Source organism: Streptomyces sp. NPDC056948 (assembly GCF_042674225.1).
GTDB classification, from domain to species: Bacteria; Actinomycetota; Actinomycetes; order Streptomycetales; family Streptomycetaceae; genus Streptomyces; species Streptomyces purpurascens.
Window position 1 is genome coordinate 1 of record NZ_JBHUQX010000061.1, and the last position, 16,151, is coordinate 16,151.

Genomic DNA, 16,151 nt, shown 5'->3' on the forward strand with positions numbered 1-16,151 from the left:
GCTCTTGGCCGTGCATACCGGCCGTCGGCCTGCGCCCTGGCCGGCGCAGGTCCTTCGGCGTCGCTCAGCCCGCCAGCCCCAACTCCCTGGCAATCAGCATGCGTTGGACCTCGCTCGTGCCCTCGCCGATTTCGAGGATCTTGGAGTCGCGCCACATGCGGGCGACCGGGTACTCGTTCATGAAGCCGTAGCCGCCGTGGATCTGGGTGGCTTCGCGGGCGTTGTCGACGGCGATGGTGGAGGAGTGGAGCTTGGCGAGGGCCGCTTCCTTCTTGAAGGGGGCACCGGACACCAGACGGGCTGCCGCGTCGCGCCAGGCGAGGCGGGCCGTGTGGGCCTTCAGCTCCATGTCGGCGATTTTGAACTGGATGGCCTGGTTGGCGGCGATGGGCTTGCCGAAGGCTTGGCGTTCCTTGGCGTATTTGACTGATTCGTCCACGCAGCCTTGCGCCAGACCCGTCGCCAGGGCGGCGATCGCGATGCGGCCCTCGTCGAGGATGCGGAGGAACTGGGCGTAGCCGCGGCCCTCCTCGCCCAGGAGGTTCGCGGCCGGGACCCGGACGTCCGAGAAGGACAACTCGCGGGTGTCCGAGGCGTTCCAGCCGACCTTCGAGTACGGGGCCGCGACCGTGAAGCCGGGGGTGCCCGACGGGACGATGATCGAGGAGATGTGCGGTTTGCCGTCCGCCGACCGGCCGGTGACCGCCGTGACCGTCACCAGGCCCGTGATGTCCGTGCCCGAGTTGGTGATGAAGCACTTCGTGCCGTTGATCACCCATTCGTTCGTGGAGGGGTCCAGGCGGGCCGTCGTACGGGTCGCGCCCGCGTCGCTGCCGCCGTCCGGTTCCGTCAGGCCGAACGCGCCCAGGAGTTCGCCCGAGCAGAGGCGGGGGAGCCACTCGCGCTTCTGGGCTTCCGTGCCGTAGCGGTAGATCGGCATCGCGCCCAGCGAGACCCCGGCTTCGAGTGTGATCGCGACCGAGGAGTCGACCCTCGCCAGTTCCTCCAGGGCCACGCCCAGCGCCAGGTAGTCGCCGCCCATGCCGCCGTACTCCTCGGGGAACGGCAGGCCGAACAGGCCCATGCGGCCCATCTCGCGGACGATCTCGTAGGGGAACTCGTGCCGCTCGTAGAAGTCGCCGATCTTCGGCGCCACCACCTCGTGCGCGAACTCCTCGACCGTGCGGCGGAGTTCCTCCAGTTCGGGGGAGAGTCGGTAATCCATCGTGATCAGTGCTCCTCGGTGTCCACGATGTCCTCGTGGGACAGGGCTCGGACGGTGCGGGACGGGCTGGGTCGGCCCAGGTGGGTGGCCATCCAGGCGCTCGTGGCGACGAGGCGGCCGAGGTCGATTCCGGTGTCGATGCCGAGGCCCCGCAGCATCCACACGAGGTCTTCGGTGGCCAGGTTGCCGGTCGCCGACTTCGCGTACGGGCAGCCGCCCAGGCCGCCCGCGGAGGCGTCGACCGTCGTCACGCCCTGCTGGAGCGCCGCGAGCGTGTTGGCGAGGGCCTGGCCGTAGGTGTCGTGGAAGTGGACCGCGAGGGCGGTGGGCGGGATACCCGCCTCGTCCAGCGCCGCGAGGAGCGCGACCACGTGGCCCGGGGTCGCGACGCCGATCGTGTCGCCCAGGCTCAGCTCGTCGCACCCCATGTCCACCAGGGCCCCGCAGACCTTCACCACCTGGGGGATCGGGACCTCGCCCTCCCACGGGTCGCCGAAGCACATGGAGAGGTAGCCGCGGACATGGGACCCCTCCGCCTTCGCGCGGGTGACGACCGGGTCGAACATCGCCAGCGCCTCGTCCACCGTGCGGTTGAGGTTGGCCTTGGCGAAGGACTCCGTGGCGCTGGCGAAGACCGCGACGCGCCGGGCGCCCAGTGCCAAGGCGCGGTCCAGGCCGCGTTCGTTCGGGACCAGGACCGGGAGGGCGGCGCGGACGTCGCTCACCATCGGGAACAGCTTCTCCGCGTCCGCCAGTTGGGGGACCCACTTGGGGTGGACGAAGCTCGTCGCCTCGATGGTCGACAGGCCCGCGGCCGCCAGGCGGTGGATGAACTCCGCCTTGATCTCCGTGGGGACCGTCGCCTTCTCGTTCTGCAGGCCGTCGCGGGCGCCGACCTCGTGGATGCGGACGCGGGAGGGCAGGTCCTCGGCCGGGACCGTCATCGGGAGACCGTGGGCCGTCATCACTCCGCCTCCTCGTGGGGTGCGATGACCGCGAGGACCTGGTCCATGGCGACCGTCGAGCCCGGCGCCACATCCAGCTCCGTGACCTTGCCGGAGTGCGGGGCGGAGATGACGTGCTCCATCTTCATCGCCTCCACGACCAGCAGGCTCTGTCCCGCCGTCACCTCGTCGCCGACGGCGACCTTCACCACCGTCACCGTGCCGGGCATGGGCGCGGTGAGGGAGTCGGCGCCCGCGTGGGCCGCGCGGCTGAGCGATGCCGCCACCGGGTCGTGGTCGCGTACGTGCCAGGCGTCGCCGTCGCGGCCGAGCCAGTCGGCGGCGCGGTGGAAGGTGTGGCGGACGCCGTCCAGCGTCACCGCGACCCGGTCGCCGGTGACCGAGGCGGTGCCGCGGGGGGTGTACTCCAGGGGGTCCTGGACGCGCAGGGGGAAGGCGGGCGGTTTCCGGGTCCCGCCGATTCGCCAGCCGGTGGGGAGGGAGAAGGGGTCCGTCCAGCCGCCGGGTTCGGGCGTCAGGGCGTCCAGGCGTACGGCCGCCGCCGCTTCGTAGACCTCCTCCGGTACGTCCGAGGGGACCAGCCCCTCGACCTCGCGCTCGACCAGGCCCGTGTCCAGGTCGCCCGCGATCACCGCCGGGTGGGCGAGCAGGCGGCGCAGGAACCCGGCGTTCGTCTGCACGCCGAGCGTGACCGTCTCCGCCAGGGCCGAGCGGAGTTTACGCAGGGCGGTCGCGCGGTCGGGGCCGTACGCGATGACCTTGGAGAGCATCGGGTCGTAGAGGCTGCCGACCTCCGTGCCCTCGGTGAGGCCCGAGTCGGTGCGGATGCCGTCGCCTTGTGGTTCGCGGAGTCGCAGGACCGTGCCGCCGGAGGGGAGGAAGCCGCGGGCCGGGTCCTCGGCGCAGATGCGGGCCTCCACCGCGTGGCCGGTCAGGCGTACGTCCTGCTGGGCGAAGCCGAGAGGCTCGCCGGCCGCCACCCGCAGTTGCCACTCGACCAGGTCCAGGCCGGTGATCAGCTCCGTGACCGGGTGTTCCACCTGGAGGCGGGTGTTCATCTCCATGAAGTAGTACGACGACGGGTCGCCGCCGTTGACGATGAACTCCACCGTGCCCGCGCCCCGGTAGCCGCAGGAGCGGGCCGCCTGGACCGCCGCCTCGCCCATCGCGGAGCGGGTCTCCTCGTCGAGGAGGACGCTCGGCGCCTCCTCGATGATCTTCTGGTGGCGGCGCTGGAGGGAGCACTCGCGCTCCCCGAGGTGCACGACCTGGCCGTGGCCGTCGGCCAGGACCTGGATCTCGATGTGCCGGGGGCGGTCGATCCAGCGCTCGACGAGGAGCGTGTCGTCGCCGAAGGAGGCGCGGGCCTCGCGGCGGGCCGACGCGATCTCCTCTTCCAGCAGGCTCAGGTCCCGCACCAGCCGCATGCCCTTGCCGCCGCCGCCCGCGCTCGGCTTCAGCAGCACGGGCGCGCCCAGTTCACGGGCCGCCTCGGCCAGGTCCGGGTCGCGTCCGCCGGGTACCACGGGGACTCCGGCCGCGCGGACCGTCTCCTTGGCGCGGATCTTGTCGCCCATGAGTGCGATCGCGTCCGCCGGAGGGCCGATGAAGACCAGGCCGGCCTCGGCGCAGGCACGCGCGAAGGCGGCGTTCTCGGCGAGGAAGCCGTAGCCGGGATGAACGGCCTGGGCGCCCGTGCGGGCGGCGGCTTCCAGGAGGCGCTCCGCCGACAGATAACTCTCGGACGCCGGGGCCGGTCCGATCCGGACCGCCGTGTCCGCCTCGCGGACGTGCCGGGCGTCGGCGTCCGCGTCGGAGAAGACGGCCACCGAGCGCACGCCCATCGACCGCAGCGTACGGATGACGCGTACGGCGATCTCGCCCCGGTTGGCCACAAGCACTGTCTCGAACATCGTCGTCCGTCCCCTCACATCCGGAAGACGCCGAACTGGGGGTCACCCAGGGGCGCGTTGGCGCACGCGGTCAGGGCCAGGCCCAGGACCTGACGGGTGTCCAGCGGGTCGATCACGCCGTCGTCCCAAAGCCGGGCCGTGGCGTAGTAGGCGCTGCCCTGCCGCTCGTACTGGGCGCGGATCGGGGCCTTGAAGGCGTCCTCGTCCGCCGCCGGCCAGGACTCGCCGCGCGCCTCCAACTGGTCGCGCTTGACGGTCGCGAGGACCGAGGCGGCCTGCTCGCCGCCCATGACGGAGATCTTGGCGTTCGGCCACATCCACAGGAAGCGGGGGGAGTACGCCCTGCCGCACATGGAGTAGTTCCCCGCGCCGTAGGAGCCGCCCACGACGACCGTCAGCTTCGGCACGCGGGTGCAGGCCACCGCCGTGACCATCTTGGCGCCGTGCTTGGCGATGCCGCCCGCCTCGTAGTCCTTGCCGACCATGAAGCCGGAGATGTTCTGGAGGAAGACGAGGGGGATGCCGCGCTGGTCGCACAGCTCGATGAAGTGGGCGCCCTTCTGGGCCGACTCGGAGAACAGGATGCCGTTGTTGGCGACGATGCCCACCGGGTGGCCGTGGATCCGGGCGAAGCCGGTGACCAGGGTCTGGCCGAACTCGGACTTGAACTCGGCGAACCGGGAGCCGTCCACCACGCGCGCGATGATCTCCCGTACGTCGTACGGCGTGCGCGAGTCGACCGGGACCGCGCCGTAGAGACTCTGCGGGTCGACCTTGGGCTCCGTCGCCTCCGTGACCTCCCAGGGGAGCGTCCCGCGCGCGGGGAGGGTGGAGACGATGGTGCGGACGATGCGCAGGGCGTGCGCGTCGTTCTCCGCGAGGTGGTCGGTGACGCCCGAGACGCGGGAGTGGACCTCGCCGCCGCCCAGCTCCTCCGCCGTGACGACCTCGCCGGTGGCCGCCTTCACCAGGGGCGGGCCGCCCAGGAAGATCGTGCCCTGGTCGCGGACGATCACCGCCTCGTCGCTCATCGCCGGGACGTACGCCCCGCCGGCCGTGCAGGAGCCGAGGACGGCGGCGATCTGGGGGATGCCGGCGCCGGACATGCGGGCCTGGTTGTAGAAGATCCGGCCGAAGTGGTCGCGGTCCGGGAAGACCTCGTCCTGCATGGGGAGGAAGGCGCCGCCGGAGTCCACGAGGTAGACACAGGGGAGGCGGTTGTCGAGGGCGACCTCCTGGGCGCGGAGGTGCTTCTTGACCGTCATCGGGTAATACGTGCCGCCCTTGACCGTGGCGTCGTTGGCGATGATCACGGTTTCGCGGCCGCTGACCCGGCCGATGCCGGCGATGACGCCGGCGGCCGGGGCCTGGTCCTCGTACATCCCGTCGGCCGCGAGCGGGGCCAGCTCCAGGAAGGGTGAGCCCGGGTCGAGGAGGGTGTCGACGCGGTCGCGGGGGAGCAGCTTGCCGCGCGCGGTGTGGCGGGCGCGGGCCTTCTCGCCGCCGCCCCGGCCGGCTGTGGCCAGCTTGGCGCGCAGCTCGTCGACGAGGGTGCGGTGTGCCTCCTCGTTGGCCCGAAAGGGCTCCGACGCGGGGTCCGCCGCGGTCGTGAGCTCCGGTGCCTCGTGCATCCTGCGGGTCCCCTCACCTTGTTAATGAGCGTTAACGCATTTCCTTCAGGTTAACGACCGCTAACCTCCCTGTCTAGAATTGTTTTCATGGCAACCAGGACCGACGCACCCACCCGCCGCGAGCAGATCCTCAAGGAGGCCGCCCGGCTCTTCGCCGAGCGTGGCTTCCACGGGGTCGGAGTCGACGAGATAGGCGCCGCGGTGGGGATCAGCGGGCCCGGTCTCTACCGGCACTTCGCGGGCAAGGACGCGATGCTCGCGGAGCTGCTGGTGGGGATCAGCGGACAGTTGCTGACCGGGGCGAAGCGGCGGTTGTCGGAGGCGGAGGCGGACGGGGGTGTGGGGGCGGGGGTGGTCCTCGACTCGCTGATCGAGGGGCATATCGACTTCGCGCTCGACGACCGTCCACTGATCACCCTGCACGACCGGGAGCTGGATCGCCTCCGGGACAGTGACCGGAAGATGGTGCGGCAGTTGCAGCGGCAGTACGTGGAGCTGTGGGTGGGGGTGGTGCGGGAGGTGTACCCCGGGCTGGGGGAGCCCGCCGCGCGCTCGGCCGTGCATTCGGTGTTCGGGCTGCTGAACTCGACGCCCCATCTGGGGAGGGCCGGGGCGTTGGCCGGGCGGGGTGCTGTGGCGGAGCTGCTGCACCGGATGGCGCGGGGGGCGTTCGCGGCGGCGGGGGAGTGACGGCCCGCGCCCCCAAGGCACTCCCGCCCCTCGGCGTGACGAGCGTTACCCCACTCCCACCCTGGACGCTTGTTGATACTCGCCGGTATCTTGGGGTGAGCAAGCGCTTAGACATACCGAGGTCCGTGGAGGTGGCGGCGTGCGCCGTACGGTGTTCAACGAGGATCACGAGGCGTTCCGGGAGACCATTCGCGCCTTCATCGAGGCCGAGGTCGTGCCGGTGTACGACGAGTGGTTCGCCGCCGGCCAGGCGCCGCGCGACTTCTACTACAAGCTCGGTGAGCTGGGGGTCTTCGGCATCAACGTGCCGGAGGAGTTCGACGGCGCGGGCCTGGAGAGCCACAAGTTCGAGGCCGTGCTCTACGAGGAGACCGCTCGCGCGGGCGTCGCGTTCGGCGGCTCCGGCGTGCACGTGCTGCTCGCCCTGCCCTACATCAAGATGCTCGCCACCGACGAGCAGAAGAAGCGGTTCCTGCCCAAGTTCGTCTCCGGCGAGGAGATGTGGGCCATCGCGATGACCGAGCCGGGCACCGGTTCCGACCTCGCGGGCATGAAGTCCACCGCCAAGCTCTCCGAGGACGGCACGCACTACGTCCTCAACGGCGCCAAGACCTTCATCACCGGCGGTGTGCACGCCGACCGCATGATCGTCTGCGCCCGCACCTCCGCGCCGACCGCCGAGGACCGCCGCCACGGCATCTCCCTCTTCGCCGTGGACACCAAAGCCGAGGGCTACTCCGTCGGCCGCAAGCTCGACAAGCTCGGCCTGAAGACCTCCGACACCGCCGAGCTGGCGTTCGTCGACGTCAAGGTCCCCGTCGAGGACCTCCTCGGCGAGGAGAACAAGGGCTTCTACTACCTCGGCCACAACCTGGCCTCCGAGCGCTGGGGCATCGCCTTCGGCGCCTACGCCCAGGCCAAGGCCGCCGTACGGTTCGCCAAGCAGTACGTCCAGGACCGCACCGTCTTCGGCAAGACGGTCGCGTCCTTCCAGAACACCAAGTTCGAGCTGGCCGCCTGCCAGGCCGAGGTGGACGCCGCCGAGGCCGTCGTCGACCGCGCGACCGAAGCCCTGGACGCCGGTGAGCTCACCCCCGCCGAGGCCGCCTCCGCCAAGCTGTTCACCACCGAGGTCGCGCACCGCGTGATCGACCGCTGCCTCCAGTTGCACGGCGGCTACGGCTTTATGAACGAGTACCCCATCGCGCGCCTGTACGCGGACAACCGCGTCAACCGCATCTACGGCGGCACCAGCGAGATCATGAAGTCGATCATCGCGAAGGATATGGGCCTGTAAACCGACTGTCGTCACAGGCCGGTACAACAGTTCTCATGAGCCAGGCACTTCAGGATCTCCTCGTTCTGCTCGACCTCGAGCAGATCGAGGAGAACATCTTCCGCGGCCGGTCCCGGTCCGCCGTCGTCCCACGGGTCTTCGGCGGGCAGGTCGCGGCGCAGGCGCTCGTCGCCGCCGGGCGTACGGTCCCCGAGGACCGGCCCGCGCACTCCCTGCACGCGTACTTCCTGCGCCCCGGGGATCCCGGCGCGCCCATCGTCTACACCGTCGACCGGATCCGCGACGGCCGCTCCTTCACCACCCGCCGGGTGGTCGCCGTCCAGCACGGCAAGCCGATCTTCCATCTCTCGGCGTCGTTCCAGGTGTACGAGGACGGGCTGGACCATCAGGAGCCCATGCCGGCCTCGCCCGATCCCGCCACGCTGCCCACCGGGCAGGAACGGCTGCGCGGGTACGGCCATATCGACCCGGCCGTGGTCGAGAAGTTCGCGGAGGCGCGGGCGGCCGTCGATCTGCGGTACGTCGAGGAGCCGCCGTACGGGAAGTTCGGCGAGCCGCGTGAGCCGCACTCGCAGGTGTGGTTCCGCACCAACGGCAAACTGGCTGACGATCCGCTGCTGCACGTCGTCCTCGCCACCTACGTCTCCGACATGACGCTGCTCGACTCCGTGCTGCTCGCGCACGGCCGCGGCGGCTGGGCCGTCGGTGACGTGGTCGGGGCCTCGCTGGACCACGCGATGTGGTTCCACCGGCCGTTCCGGGCCGACGAGTGGCTGCTGTACGACCAGGAGTCCCCGTCCGCGTACGGCGGCCGGGGACTGGGACAGGCTCGTATCTACACGCAGGACGGGCGGCTGGCCATCTCCGTGATCCAAGAGGGCGTGGTCCGCGTCCCGCGCGACCAGGGCGCTTGAGCCCGTCTTCTAGCTGAGGCCCGCCTCCGCCAGCAGGTACGCCGTCATCGGGTCGTAGTGGCGCGGGCTGACCACGTGGTCGTCGAGGGGCACCGTCACCTGCACGGTGCCCTCCGCCTCGGCGAGGAAGAGGGCCGGGTCGTTGCTGTCGGCGTAGCCGACGGAGTCGACGCCGTGCTGGCCCGCGTATCCCGCCCAGCCGTGGTCGGCGACGACCAGGTCGGGCAGCGGGCGGCCCTCGCGCTCCAGGGCCGTCAGGATCGCCTTCATCGGTTCGCCCGAGTGGGTGTGCCAGAGGGTGGCGCCGTGCTCCAGCACCGCCACGTCCGCGAACTGCATGACGTAGCCCTCCTCGGTCGTCAGGCCCTCCGGGATGACCACGATCTCGCAGCCCGCCGCGCGCAGCGCTGACGCGGTCGCGCGGTGCACGTCCAGCAGGCCGCCGGGGTGGCCGGTGGCGAACAGCACCCGCTGCTGCCCGTCCGCCGCCTTGCGCAGCCGCCCGGCCATGCGCTCGAGCCCGGCGACGGTCAGCTCCGGGTCGATGGTGTCCTGGCCGTACCGGTGCTCGGGATCGTCGTTCACGCCCACCCGTTCCGCCATCACCGCGAGGACGTCCTGCTCGTCGGTCCAGCGGGCGCCGAGTTCCAGGCCGAGCCAGTAGTGGCGGTCGTTGTTCGCCAGCTTGCGGTAGTGGGAAAGGTTGTTCTCGCGGGGGGTGGCGACGTCGCCCGCGATGCGCGTCCTGACGAGGTGGTCGACGAGTTCGGCGCGGCTGGGTGTCCCGGGTATCGGCATGACAACCATTGTGGAGCAGCCGCCTGTGGGCGTCCCTGGCGTATCGAACGCTGGGATGTGCGTCACGTACTCAGAGCGGCCCCGCTCACGTACTCAGATGTGCCGTAGCGCGAACCAGAGTTCCATCCGTACGTCCGGGTCCTCGAGGTCCGTCTCCAGCAGCGTCGCGCACCGGGTGATGCGCTGCCGCACGGTGTTGCGGTGCACGGACAGGGCGACGGCCGTGCGGTCCCAACTGCCGTGCAGGGACAGCCAGGTGCGCAGGGTCTCGGTGAGCGCGGGGTGTGCCGTGACGGGGGCGAGGAGGGTGCGGGCGTGGGCCGCCGCCTCGTCGGGCGGGACCAGGTCGGCGAGGGCGGGGCGCGGGCCGTGCCGCAGCAGCGGGGTCCGGGTGGCGCGGGCCCGGGCCAGGGCGCGGGCCGCCTGGGTGTCGGCGGCGGGCCAGTCGTGCGGGGCGACGGCGGCGCTGACGCCCAGGGTCCAGCCGGGCAGCGGGGCCGGTGCCCGGTCGGCCGGGACCAGGACCCGTACGACGTCGCCCGCCGGGTCGACCAGGGCGGAACCGAGCGCGGCGCCCAGCGCGGAGGCCGCGACGGCGTTCGGAGCGCCCTCCCCGTCCGGCCGGGCCCGCACGACGACCCACCGCTCACCGCCGAGCAGCGGCGCGACGTCCTCGGGCGGCGCGCCCAGCAGCAGCCGCACCAGCGCCGAGGAACGGGCGGCACCGGTGCCGCTCTGCTGCTCGCCGGTGAGCAGCGAGAGGAGCACGGCGGCGACGGATACGACGGTGTGATCCCCCGGCGCCCGCTGCGGGGTAGCGACCCCGAGCACGAACCCGCGCCCGGCACCGAGCGCGTAGGCCGCGAGGTGGAGACCGGCGGTGGTGTCGGTGGCGGAGGTGGGGTGGGGGGATCCGCCGGACCCCTCACCCACCGGCCGCACCACCCCCGCCAGCCCCGCCAGTGCCGAGGCCACCTCCTCCCCGGGCTTCCTCCCCGCCCCCGCGATCTCCGCCCCCTCCGGTCCGTACAGCGCTGCCCAGCCGCCCAGGCGCTGGGCGAGCTGGCGGAGGACCGAGGGGACCGGGTCGGGGCGGGAGGCGGCGGAGGCGAGGCTCTGCTGGGCCTCTGTGACGCGGCGGAGTTCGGCCAGGCGGGACTGGGCCATGAGCTGCCAGACCGCGCGGGCCACGCCCGAGAAGGTGGTCTGCGGCGGCACCTCAAGCAGCGGCAGCCCGTGTGTCTCGCAGGCCGCGACCAGCGCCCTCGGCACCGTGTCGTGCACCGGCGCCACCCCGAAGCCGAGGGCCGCGCCGCCCGCCGCGACGATCCGGGACACGTAGTCGTCGAAGTACGTCCCGGAGCCCGCCGCCTCAGGGATGTGCACGCCCGCCGTGAGCAGCAGCTCCCCGCCCAGCAGATACGGATACGGGTCCGCCATCTCCGAGGTGTGCACCCAGTGGACGACAGTTCCGGCGTCCTCCGGACCGGCGATCCGGCGCAGGGAGAGGTCCTCTCTGGCCAGGAGGGACGTGAGGAGGACGGGAGGTGTCGGGGGGACCGCCGGGTCCGGCATGGTGTGCGTTCCCTCCAGCCAAGGCCGCTCGAATAGATGAAACGTACACTTCGCAGTCGCTTTCCGGCCACCTAGTGTCAGTCCTCGTCAACCTCGTCCCCCGCGACCGAGCCCTGCGCCCTGTGCGTGCGCGAAGGAGGCCCCATGGCCGTCGACTACCTCGTGATCGTCGTCTACCTGGCCGGAATGCTGGCCATGGGCTGGTGGGGCATGCGCCGCGCCCGCTCCAAGAGCGAGTTCCTGGTGGCGGGCCGCCGGCTCGGCCCGGCCATGTACTCCGGCACCATGGCGGCGATCGTCCTCGGCGGCGCCTCCACCATCGGCGGTGTGGGGCTCGGCTACCAGTACGGCCTCTCCGGCGCCTGGATGGTCTTCACCATCGGCCTCGGCCTGCTCGCCCTGTCCGTCTTCTTCTCCGCCCGCATCGCCCGGCTGAAGGTCTACACCGTCTCCGAGATGCTCGACCTGCGCTACGGCGGCCGGGCCGGAGTGATCTCCGGGCTCGTCATGTGGGCGTACACCCTCATGCTCGCGGTGACCTCGACCATCGCGTACGCCACGATCTTCGACGTCCTGTTCGACATGAACCGCACGCTCGCGATCGTCCTCGGCGGCTCGATCGTCGTCGCGTACTCCACCCTCGGCGGGATGTGGTCGATCACCCTGACGGACATGGTGCAGTTCGTCGTGAAGACCATCGGCGTGCTGCTCCTGCTGCTGCCGATCGCCGTGGTGAAGGCCGGCGGGTTCAGCGAGATGAAGGCCGAGCTGCCCACTGAGTACTTCGACCCCCTCGGCATCGGCGGCGAGACGATCTTCACCTACGTGCTGATCTACACCTTCGGCATGCTCATCGGGCAGGACATCTGGCAGCGCGTCTTCACCGCCCGCAGCGACACGACCGCCAAGTGGGGCGGGACCGTCGCCGGTACCTACTGCCTCGTGTACGCCCTCGCCGGCGCCGTCATCGGTACCGCGGCCAAGGTGCTGTACCCGAAGCTCGGCAGCCCGGACGACGCCTTCGCGACCATCGTGAAGGAGGAACTGCCCGTCGGAGTGCGGGGGCTGGTGCTGGCCGCCGCCCTGGCCGCCGTGATGTCGACGTCCTCCGGCGCGCTGATCGCCTGCGCGACCGTCGCCAACAACGACATCTGGTCCCGGCTGCGGGGCATGGTCAAGGCACCGGCCGAAGGCTCGGAGGACCACGACGAGGTGAAGGGCAACCGTCTCTTCATCCTGATCATGGGGCTCGCGGTCATCTGCACGGCCATCGCCATCGACAACGTCGTGGAGGCGCTGACCGTCGCGTACAACCTCCTCGTCGGCGGCCTGCTCGTGCCGATCCTCGGCGGGCTGCTGTGGAAGCGGGGTACGGTCCACGGCGCTCTCGCCTCCGTCGTGGTCGGCGGACTCGCGGTCGTCACCCTGATGGCGACGTACGGCATCCTCGCCAACGAGCCCGTCTACTACGGGCTGCTCGCCTCGCTCGCCGCCTATCTGGCCGTCTCCTTCGCCACCCCGGCCACCGACGCCGCGGTCCTCGCCGCCTGGCGCGAGCGGCTCGCGGGACGGGCACCCGAACCCGAGTCCGCACTCGCGTCCGAACCGGCCGCGACTCCCCGGTAAGGTCATAAGGCAAGCAGTACATACGCGATGAAGCGTAGGAAAGAAGGCATTTCTTCATGAGCAGCAACGAGACTCCCCGCGGGCCCGTCGACTCCTCCCGTGTGCCGCGGTACGCGGGTCCCGCGACCTTCGCCCGGCTGCCCCGGCTGGACGAGGTCGGCGGACGGGCCGATGTCGCCGTGGTGGGCGTGCCGTTCGACTCGGGTGTCTCGTACCGGCCGGGCGCCCGCTTCGGCGGCAACGCGATCCGCGAGGCGTCCCGGCTGCTGCGCCCGTACAACCCGGCGCAGGACGCCTCGCCCTTCGCCCTCGCGCAGGTGGCGGACGGCGGCGACATCGCCGTGAACCCGTTCAACATCAACGAGGCCGTCGAGACCGTCGAGGCGGCCGCGGACGACCTGCTCGGCACCGGCGCCCGCATGATGACCCTCGGCGGCGACCACACCATCGCGCTGCCCCTGCTGCGGTCGGTCGCGAAGAAGCACGGCCCGGTGGCCCTGCTGCACTTCGACGCCCACCTCGACACCTGGGACACCTACTTCGGCGCCGAGTACACCCACGGAACGCCCTTCCGGCGCGCGGTCGAGGAGGGCATCCTCGACACCTCCGCCCTGTCCCACGTCGGCACCCGCGGCCCGCTCTACGGCAAGCAGGACCTGACCGACGACGAGAAGATGGGCTTCGGCATCGTCACCTCGGCGGACGTCTACCGGCGCGGTGCCGACGAGGTCGCCGACCAGTTGCGCCAGCGCATCGGCGACCGGCCGCTGTACATCTCCATCGACATCGACTGCCTCGACCCGGCCCACGCGCCCGGCACCGGCACGCCCGAGGCCGGCGGCATGACCTCGCGCGAACTGCTGGAGATCCTGCGCGGGCTGGCCTCCTGCAACCTGGTCTCCGCCGACGTCGTCGAGGTGGCCCCCGCGTACGATCACGCCGAGATCACGTCGGTGGCCGCGTCCCACACGGCGTACGAACTGACCACGATCATGTCCCGCCAGATCGCCGCGGCCCGGAAGGACTCGGAAGCGAAGTGACTCACGACCACGACCTGGTGCTCCGCCCGACGCCCGCCCAGACGGAGGCCGCCCTCAACCCTCCACCCGGCCGCAACGGCGGAGACCTGGTCGTGGAGACGCTGGCCGGGCTGGGCGCGACGACCGTCTTCGGTCTGCCCGGCCAGCACGCGCTCGGCATGTTCGACGCCCTGCGCCGATCGGACCTCAGGTACATCGGCCTGCGGGTGGAGAACAACGCCGGGTTCGCCGCCGACGCCTACGGCCGGATCACGGGCGAGGCCGCACCCCTGCTGCTCTCCACGGGGCCGGGCGCCCTGACCTCCCTGGCCGCGCTCCAGGAGGCGGCGGCCGCCTCCGCGCCCGTGCTGGCGATCGGCAGCCAGATCCCCAGCGCAGGCCTGGGCGGCGGCCGGCACGGCTATCTGCACGAGCTGCCCGACCAGGCCGCCTCGTTCCGGGGCGTCGTGAAGTCGGTCCACACCGTGCGCACCCAGTCGCAGATCCCGTCCGCCATCGAGGCGGCCTGGAAGTCGGCACTGACCGCCCCGCACGGCCCGGTGTGGGTGGAGATCCCGCAGGACGTGCTGCTCGCCGAGACCGCGATCCCGGTCGTGACGGGCGGCGACGCCTTCCCCGAGGAACTGCCGCCGCGCCCCGAACTGACCGCGGTCGCCGCCCACTTGCTGTCCCACGCCGAACGTCCGGCGATCATCGCGGGCGGGGGAGTCGTACGGGCGGACGCCTCGGGCAAGCTGAAGCAGCTCGCGGAGCTGGTCCGGGCGCCGGTCGTGACGACCCCCGGCGGCAAGGGCGCGTTCCCCTGGAAGCACCCGCTGTCGCTCCAGTCCTGGATCGAGGACCGGCACACCACGGACTTCCTTGAGGACGCGGACGTCCTCCTGGTGGTCGGCTCGGGCCTCGGGGAACTCTCCTCGAACTACCACACGTTCAAGCCGCGCGGCCGGGTCGTCCAGATCGAGGCCGACCTCGGCAAGCTGGAGTCCAACCACCCGGCCCTGGGCATCCACGCGGACGCCCGCCTCGCGCTGCAGGCGCTGCTGGAGACGGTGTCGGAACGCCAGGACCCGGACGCTCCGGAGCGCGTTCGCGAGGTGCTCGCCAAGGTCGCCGAGCGCATCGCCTCCCAGGAACTCACCCTGGAGCAGGACGTGCTGGCGTCCGTCCGCAGGGCGCTGCCCGCCGACTCCCCGTCCTTCTGGGACATGACGATCCTGGCCTACTGGGCCTGGTCGGCCTTCGACGCCAAGGGCCCCAACCACATGCACTCCGCCCAGGGCGCGGGCGGCCTCGGCTACGGCTTCCCGGCGGCACTCGGCGCCGCGGCGGCCGACCCGACCCGGCCGGTCCTCGCGGTCTCCGGCGACGGCGGCGCCCTGTACTCGATCGCCGAGCTGGCGACGGCCCGCCAGTACGACCTGAACGTCACCTGGCTGATCGTCGACGACGGCGGCTACGGCATCCTGCGCGAGTACATGAGCGACGCGTTCGGCGAGGCGACCGCGACGGAACTGACCCGGCCGGACTACGTGGCACTGGCGGAGTCCTTCGGCGTCCCCGGGGTCCGTACGACCCCTCAGACCCTGGAGCAGGACCTCGCGAAGGCACTCGGTTCGCCCGGGCCCTCGGTGGTCCTGCTCCCGGCCGTGCTGCGGATGTTCGCGCCGACGCATCTGGACTGAGCGCCGGCCTGCGAACAAGCAGGGCCTACAGTCCGTCGCGGACCATCGCGGCGACGATGTGGACGTGCCGGTCGGCCGCGGTGCCCGACCACTCGTTGTCGTAGTTCAGGCCGTAGGGCCAGAAGTGCCCGCCGCCGGTGGAGATCTTGGCGCCGGAGCCGTCGTACTGCTTGACGAGCGCGGTGGCCTGTCCGCCGGTCCAGGTGCCGCTGCCGCCGAGACGGGACCAGCCCGAACTCGTGCCCACGCCGAGGGTGTGGGCGGTCTCGTGCAGGGCCGTCCGCTCGTTCATGTAGCTGCGGTTGCTGCCGAAGCGGATCGTCCCGTTGATGTTGCCGTCGGCGGTGGGGACGCCCGGCTCGTAGCGGACGGTGATGGTCTTGCCCAGGTCGCTGAGGTTGTTGTAGCGGGCCACGGCGGCGTTCATGGCCTTGGTGATCAGGTCGTAGGCCGAGCGCTGGTCCTCGGTGGGGTTGCTCGCGCGGACGAGGGACCAGGTGATGGTGGCCGCTGCGGCGCGGTCGCGGGCCGGGGCGGGTGCCGCGGTGGTCTGCGGGGTGGCGGCCTGGGCGACGCCGGGGCCGGCCAGCAGAGCGGCGGTCAGGGCGGCTATGAGTGCCTTGCGTGGGCTCATGTGCGGATCCTCCTGTGGGGGTGGTCGTCACGAAACTTGCGAAACTTCGCACGACGTTCGGGATCTCGGACAAGCGGCGCCACCGTCCACACAAAGCCCTTGAACGACACGGCAGTTGGCGCGCTGTCGACCGCAAGTATCCCGGCGGGAAAGGAGGCGTC

General features: G+C 71.5%; 13 protein-coding genes. 6 read left to right on the forward strand and 7 right to left on the reverse strand.

Annotation, left to right across the window (positions count from 1 at the left end; all coding sequences use genetic code 11):
- Positions 1-64: 64 nt before the first annotated feature.
- Genes ACFTZL_RS10745 through ACFTZL_RS10760 form a run of 4 tightly spaced genes read right to left on the reverse strand, consistent with a single transcriptional unit; the run spans position 65 to position 5,734 of the window.
- Entirely contained in the window at positions 65-1,225 is a 1,161-nt protein-coding gene (locus ACFTZL_RS10745) for an acyl-CoA dehydrogenase family protein (protein WP_382580236.1), read from the reverse strand.
- Positions 1,226-1,230: 5 nt separating this feature from the next.
- The gene (locus ACFTZL_RS10750; protein WP_382580238.1) at positions 1,231-2,190 is read right to left on the reverse strand and encodes a hydroxymethylglutaryl-CoA lyase; all 960 of its coding nucleotides are present in this window, start codon (positions 2,188-2,190) and stop codon (positions 1,231-1,233) included.
- Entirely contained in the window at positions 2,190-4,103 is a 1,914-nt protein-coding gene (locus tag ACFTZL_RS10755; protein WP_382580240.1) for an acetyl/propionyl/methylcrotonyl-CoA carboxylase subunit alpha, read from the reverse strand. The genes ACFTZL_RS10750 and ACFTZL_RS10755 overlap by 1 nt, the downstream gene beginning before the upstream one ends.
- A 14-nt stretch (positions 4,104-4,117) precedes the next feature.
- Positions 4,118-5,734 (reverse strand): carboxyl transferase domain-containing protein, encoded by a 1,617-nt coding sequence (locus ACFTZL_RS10760; RefSeq protein ID WP_382580242.1) that lies wholly within the window; start codon positions 5,732-5,734, stop codon positions 4,118-4,120.
- Between the two features lie 87 nt (positions 5,735-5,821).
- Between ACFTZL_RS10760 and ACFTZL_RS10765 the strand changes: the two genes are divergently transcribed.
- From ACFTZL_RS10765 to tesB, 3 genes are all read left to right on the forward strand, one after another.
- Positions 5,822-6,424, forward strand: a complete 603-nt coding sequence (locus tag ACFTZL_RS10765) for a TetR/AcrR family transcriptional regulator (protein WP_193478224.1) — start codon at positions 5,822-5,824, stop codon at positions 6,422-6,424.
- 139 nt (positions 6,425-6,563) lie between these two features.
- Positions 6,564-7,721: an acyl-CoA dehydrogenase family protein gene (locus tag ACFTZL_RS10770; RefSeq protein ID WP_382580244.1), complete on the forward strand. Its 1,158-nt coding sequence runs from the start codon at positions 6,564-6,566 to the stop codon at positions 7,719-7,721.
- Positions 7,722-7,756: 35 nt separating this feature from the next.
- Entirely contained in the window at positions 7,757-8,635 is an 879-nt protein-coding gene (tesB, locus tag ACFTZL_RS10775; RefSeq protein ID WP_382580246.1) for an acyl-CoA thioesterase II, read from the forward strand.
- Positions 8,636-8,644: 9 nt separating this feature from the next.
- On the opposite strand, the gene ACFTZL_RS10780 is transcribed toward tesB, so the two are convergent.
- Positions 8,645-9,433 (reverse strand): phosphatase, encoded by a 789-nt coding sequence (locus ACFTZL_RS10780; RefSeq protein WP_382580248.1) that lies wholly within the window; start codon positions 9,431-9,433, stop codon positions 8,645-8,647.
- Positions 9,434-9,526: 93 nt separating this feature from the next.
- Entirely contained in the window at positions 9,527-11,008 is a 1,482-nt protein-coding gene (locus ACFTZL_RS10785) for a PucR family transcriptional regulator (protein WP_382580250.1), read from the reverse strand.
- Between the two features lie 144 nt (positions 11,009-11,152).
- On the opposite strand from ACFTZL_RS10785, the gene ACFTZL_RS10790 reads away from it, so the two are divergent.
- Genes ACFTZL_RS10790 through ACFTZL_RS10800 form a run of 3 tightly spaced genes read left to right on the forward strand, consistent with a single transcriptional unit; the run spans position 11,153 to position 15,356 of the window.
- Positions 11,153-12,634, forward strand: a complete 1,482-nt coding sequence (locus tag ACFTZL_RS10790) for a sodium:solute symporter (RefSeq protein ID WP_382580251.1) — start codon at positions 11,153-11,155, stop codon at positions 12,632-12,634.
- A gap of 56 nt (positions 12,635-12,690) precedes the next feature.
- Positions 12,691-13,674 (forward strand): agmatinase, encoded by a 984-nt coding sequence (gene speB, locus ACFTZL_RS10795; RefSeq protein WP_376388231.1) that lies wholly within the window; start codon positions 12,691-12,693, stop codon positions 13,672-13,674.
- Positions 13,671-15,356: a thiamine pyrophosphate-binding protein gene (locus tag ACFTZL_RS10800; protein ID WP_382580253.1), complete on the forward strand. Its 1,686-nt coding sequence runs from the start codon at positions 13,671-13,673 to the stop codon at positions 15,354-15,356. The genes speB and ACFTZL_RS10800 overlap by 4 nt, the downstream gene beginning before the upstream one ends.
- A gap of 25 nt (positions 15,357-15,381) precedes the next feature.
- Here ACFTZL_RS10800 and ACFTZL_RS10805 read toward each other — a convergent pair whose 3' ends face one another.
- Positions 15,382-15,990, reverse strand: a complete 609-nt coding sequence (locus ACFTZL_RS10805) for a hypothetical protein (RefSeq protein ID WP_382580255.1) — start codon at positions 15,988-15,990, stop codon at positions 15,382-15,384.
- Between the last annotated feature and the right edge of the window lie 161 nt (positions 15,991-16,151).

What these genes read in the sequence shown, in the direction of transcription:
- ACFTZL_RS10790 (WP_382580251.1), top strand. Translation starts at nt 11,153, where the DNA reads ATGGCCGTCGACTACCTCGTGATCGTCGTCTACCTGGCCGGAATGCTG.
- ACFTZL_RS10805 (WP_382580255.1), bottom strand. Translation starts at nt 15,990, where the DNA reads ATGAGCCCACGCAAGGCACTCATAGCCGCCCTGACCGCCGCTCTGCTG.
- ACFTZL_RS10755 (WP_382580240.1), bottom strand. Translation starts at nt 4,103, where the DNA reads ATGTTCGAGACAGTGCTTGTGGCCAACCGGGGCGAGATCGCCGTACGC.
- ACFTZL_RS10780 (WP_382580248.1), bottom strand. Translation starts at nt 9,433, where the DNA reads ATGCCGATACCCGGGACACCCAGCCGCGCCGAACTCGTCGACCACCTC.
- ACFTZL_RS10745 (WP_382580236.1), bottom strand. Translation starts at nt 1,225, where the DNA reads ATGGATTACCGACTCTCCCCCGAACTGGAGGAACTCCGCCGCACGGTC.
- ACFTZL_RS10750 (WP_382580238.1), bottom strand. Translation starts at nt 2,190, where the DNA reads ATGACGGCCCACGGTCTCCCGATGACGGTCCCGGCCGAGGACCTGCCC.
- tesB (WP_382580246.1), top strand. Translation starts at nt 7,757, where the DNA reads ATGAGCCAGGCACTTCAGGATCTCCTCGTTCTGCTCGACCTCGAGCAG.
- ACFTZL_RS10785 (WP_382580250.1), bottom strand. Translation starts at nt 11,008, where the DNA reads ATGCCGGACCCGGCGGTCCCCCCGACACCTCCCGTCCTCCTCACGTCC.
- speB (WP_376388231.1), top strand. Translation starts at nt 12,691, where the DNA reads ATGAGCAGCAACGAGACTCCCCGCGGGCCCGTCGACTCCTCCCGTGTG.
- ACFTZL_RS10760 (WP_382580242.1), bottom strand. Translation starts at nt 5,734, where the DNA reads ATGCACGAGGCACCGGAGCTCACGACCGCGGCGGACCCCGCGTCGGAG.
- ACFTZL_RS10765 (WP_193478224.1), top strand. Translation starts at nt 5,822, where the DNA reads ATGGCAACCAGGACCGACGCACCCACCCGCCGCGAGCAGATCCTCAAG.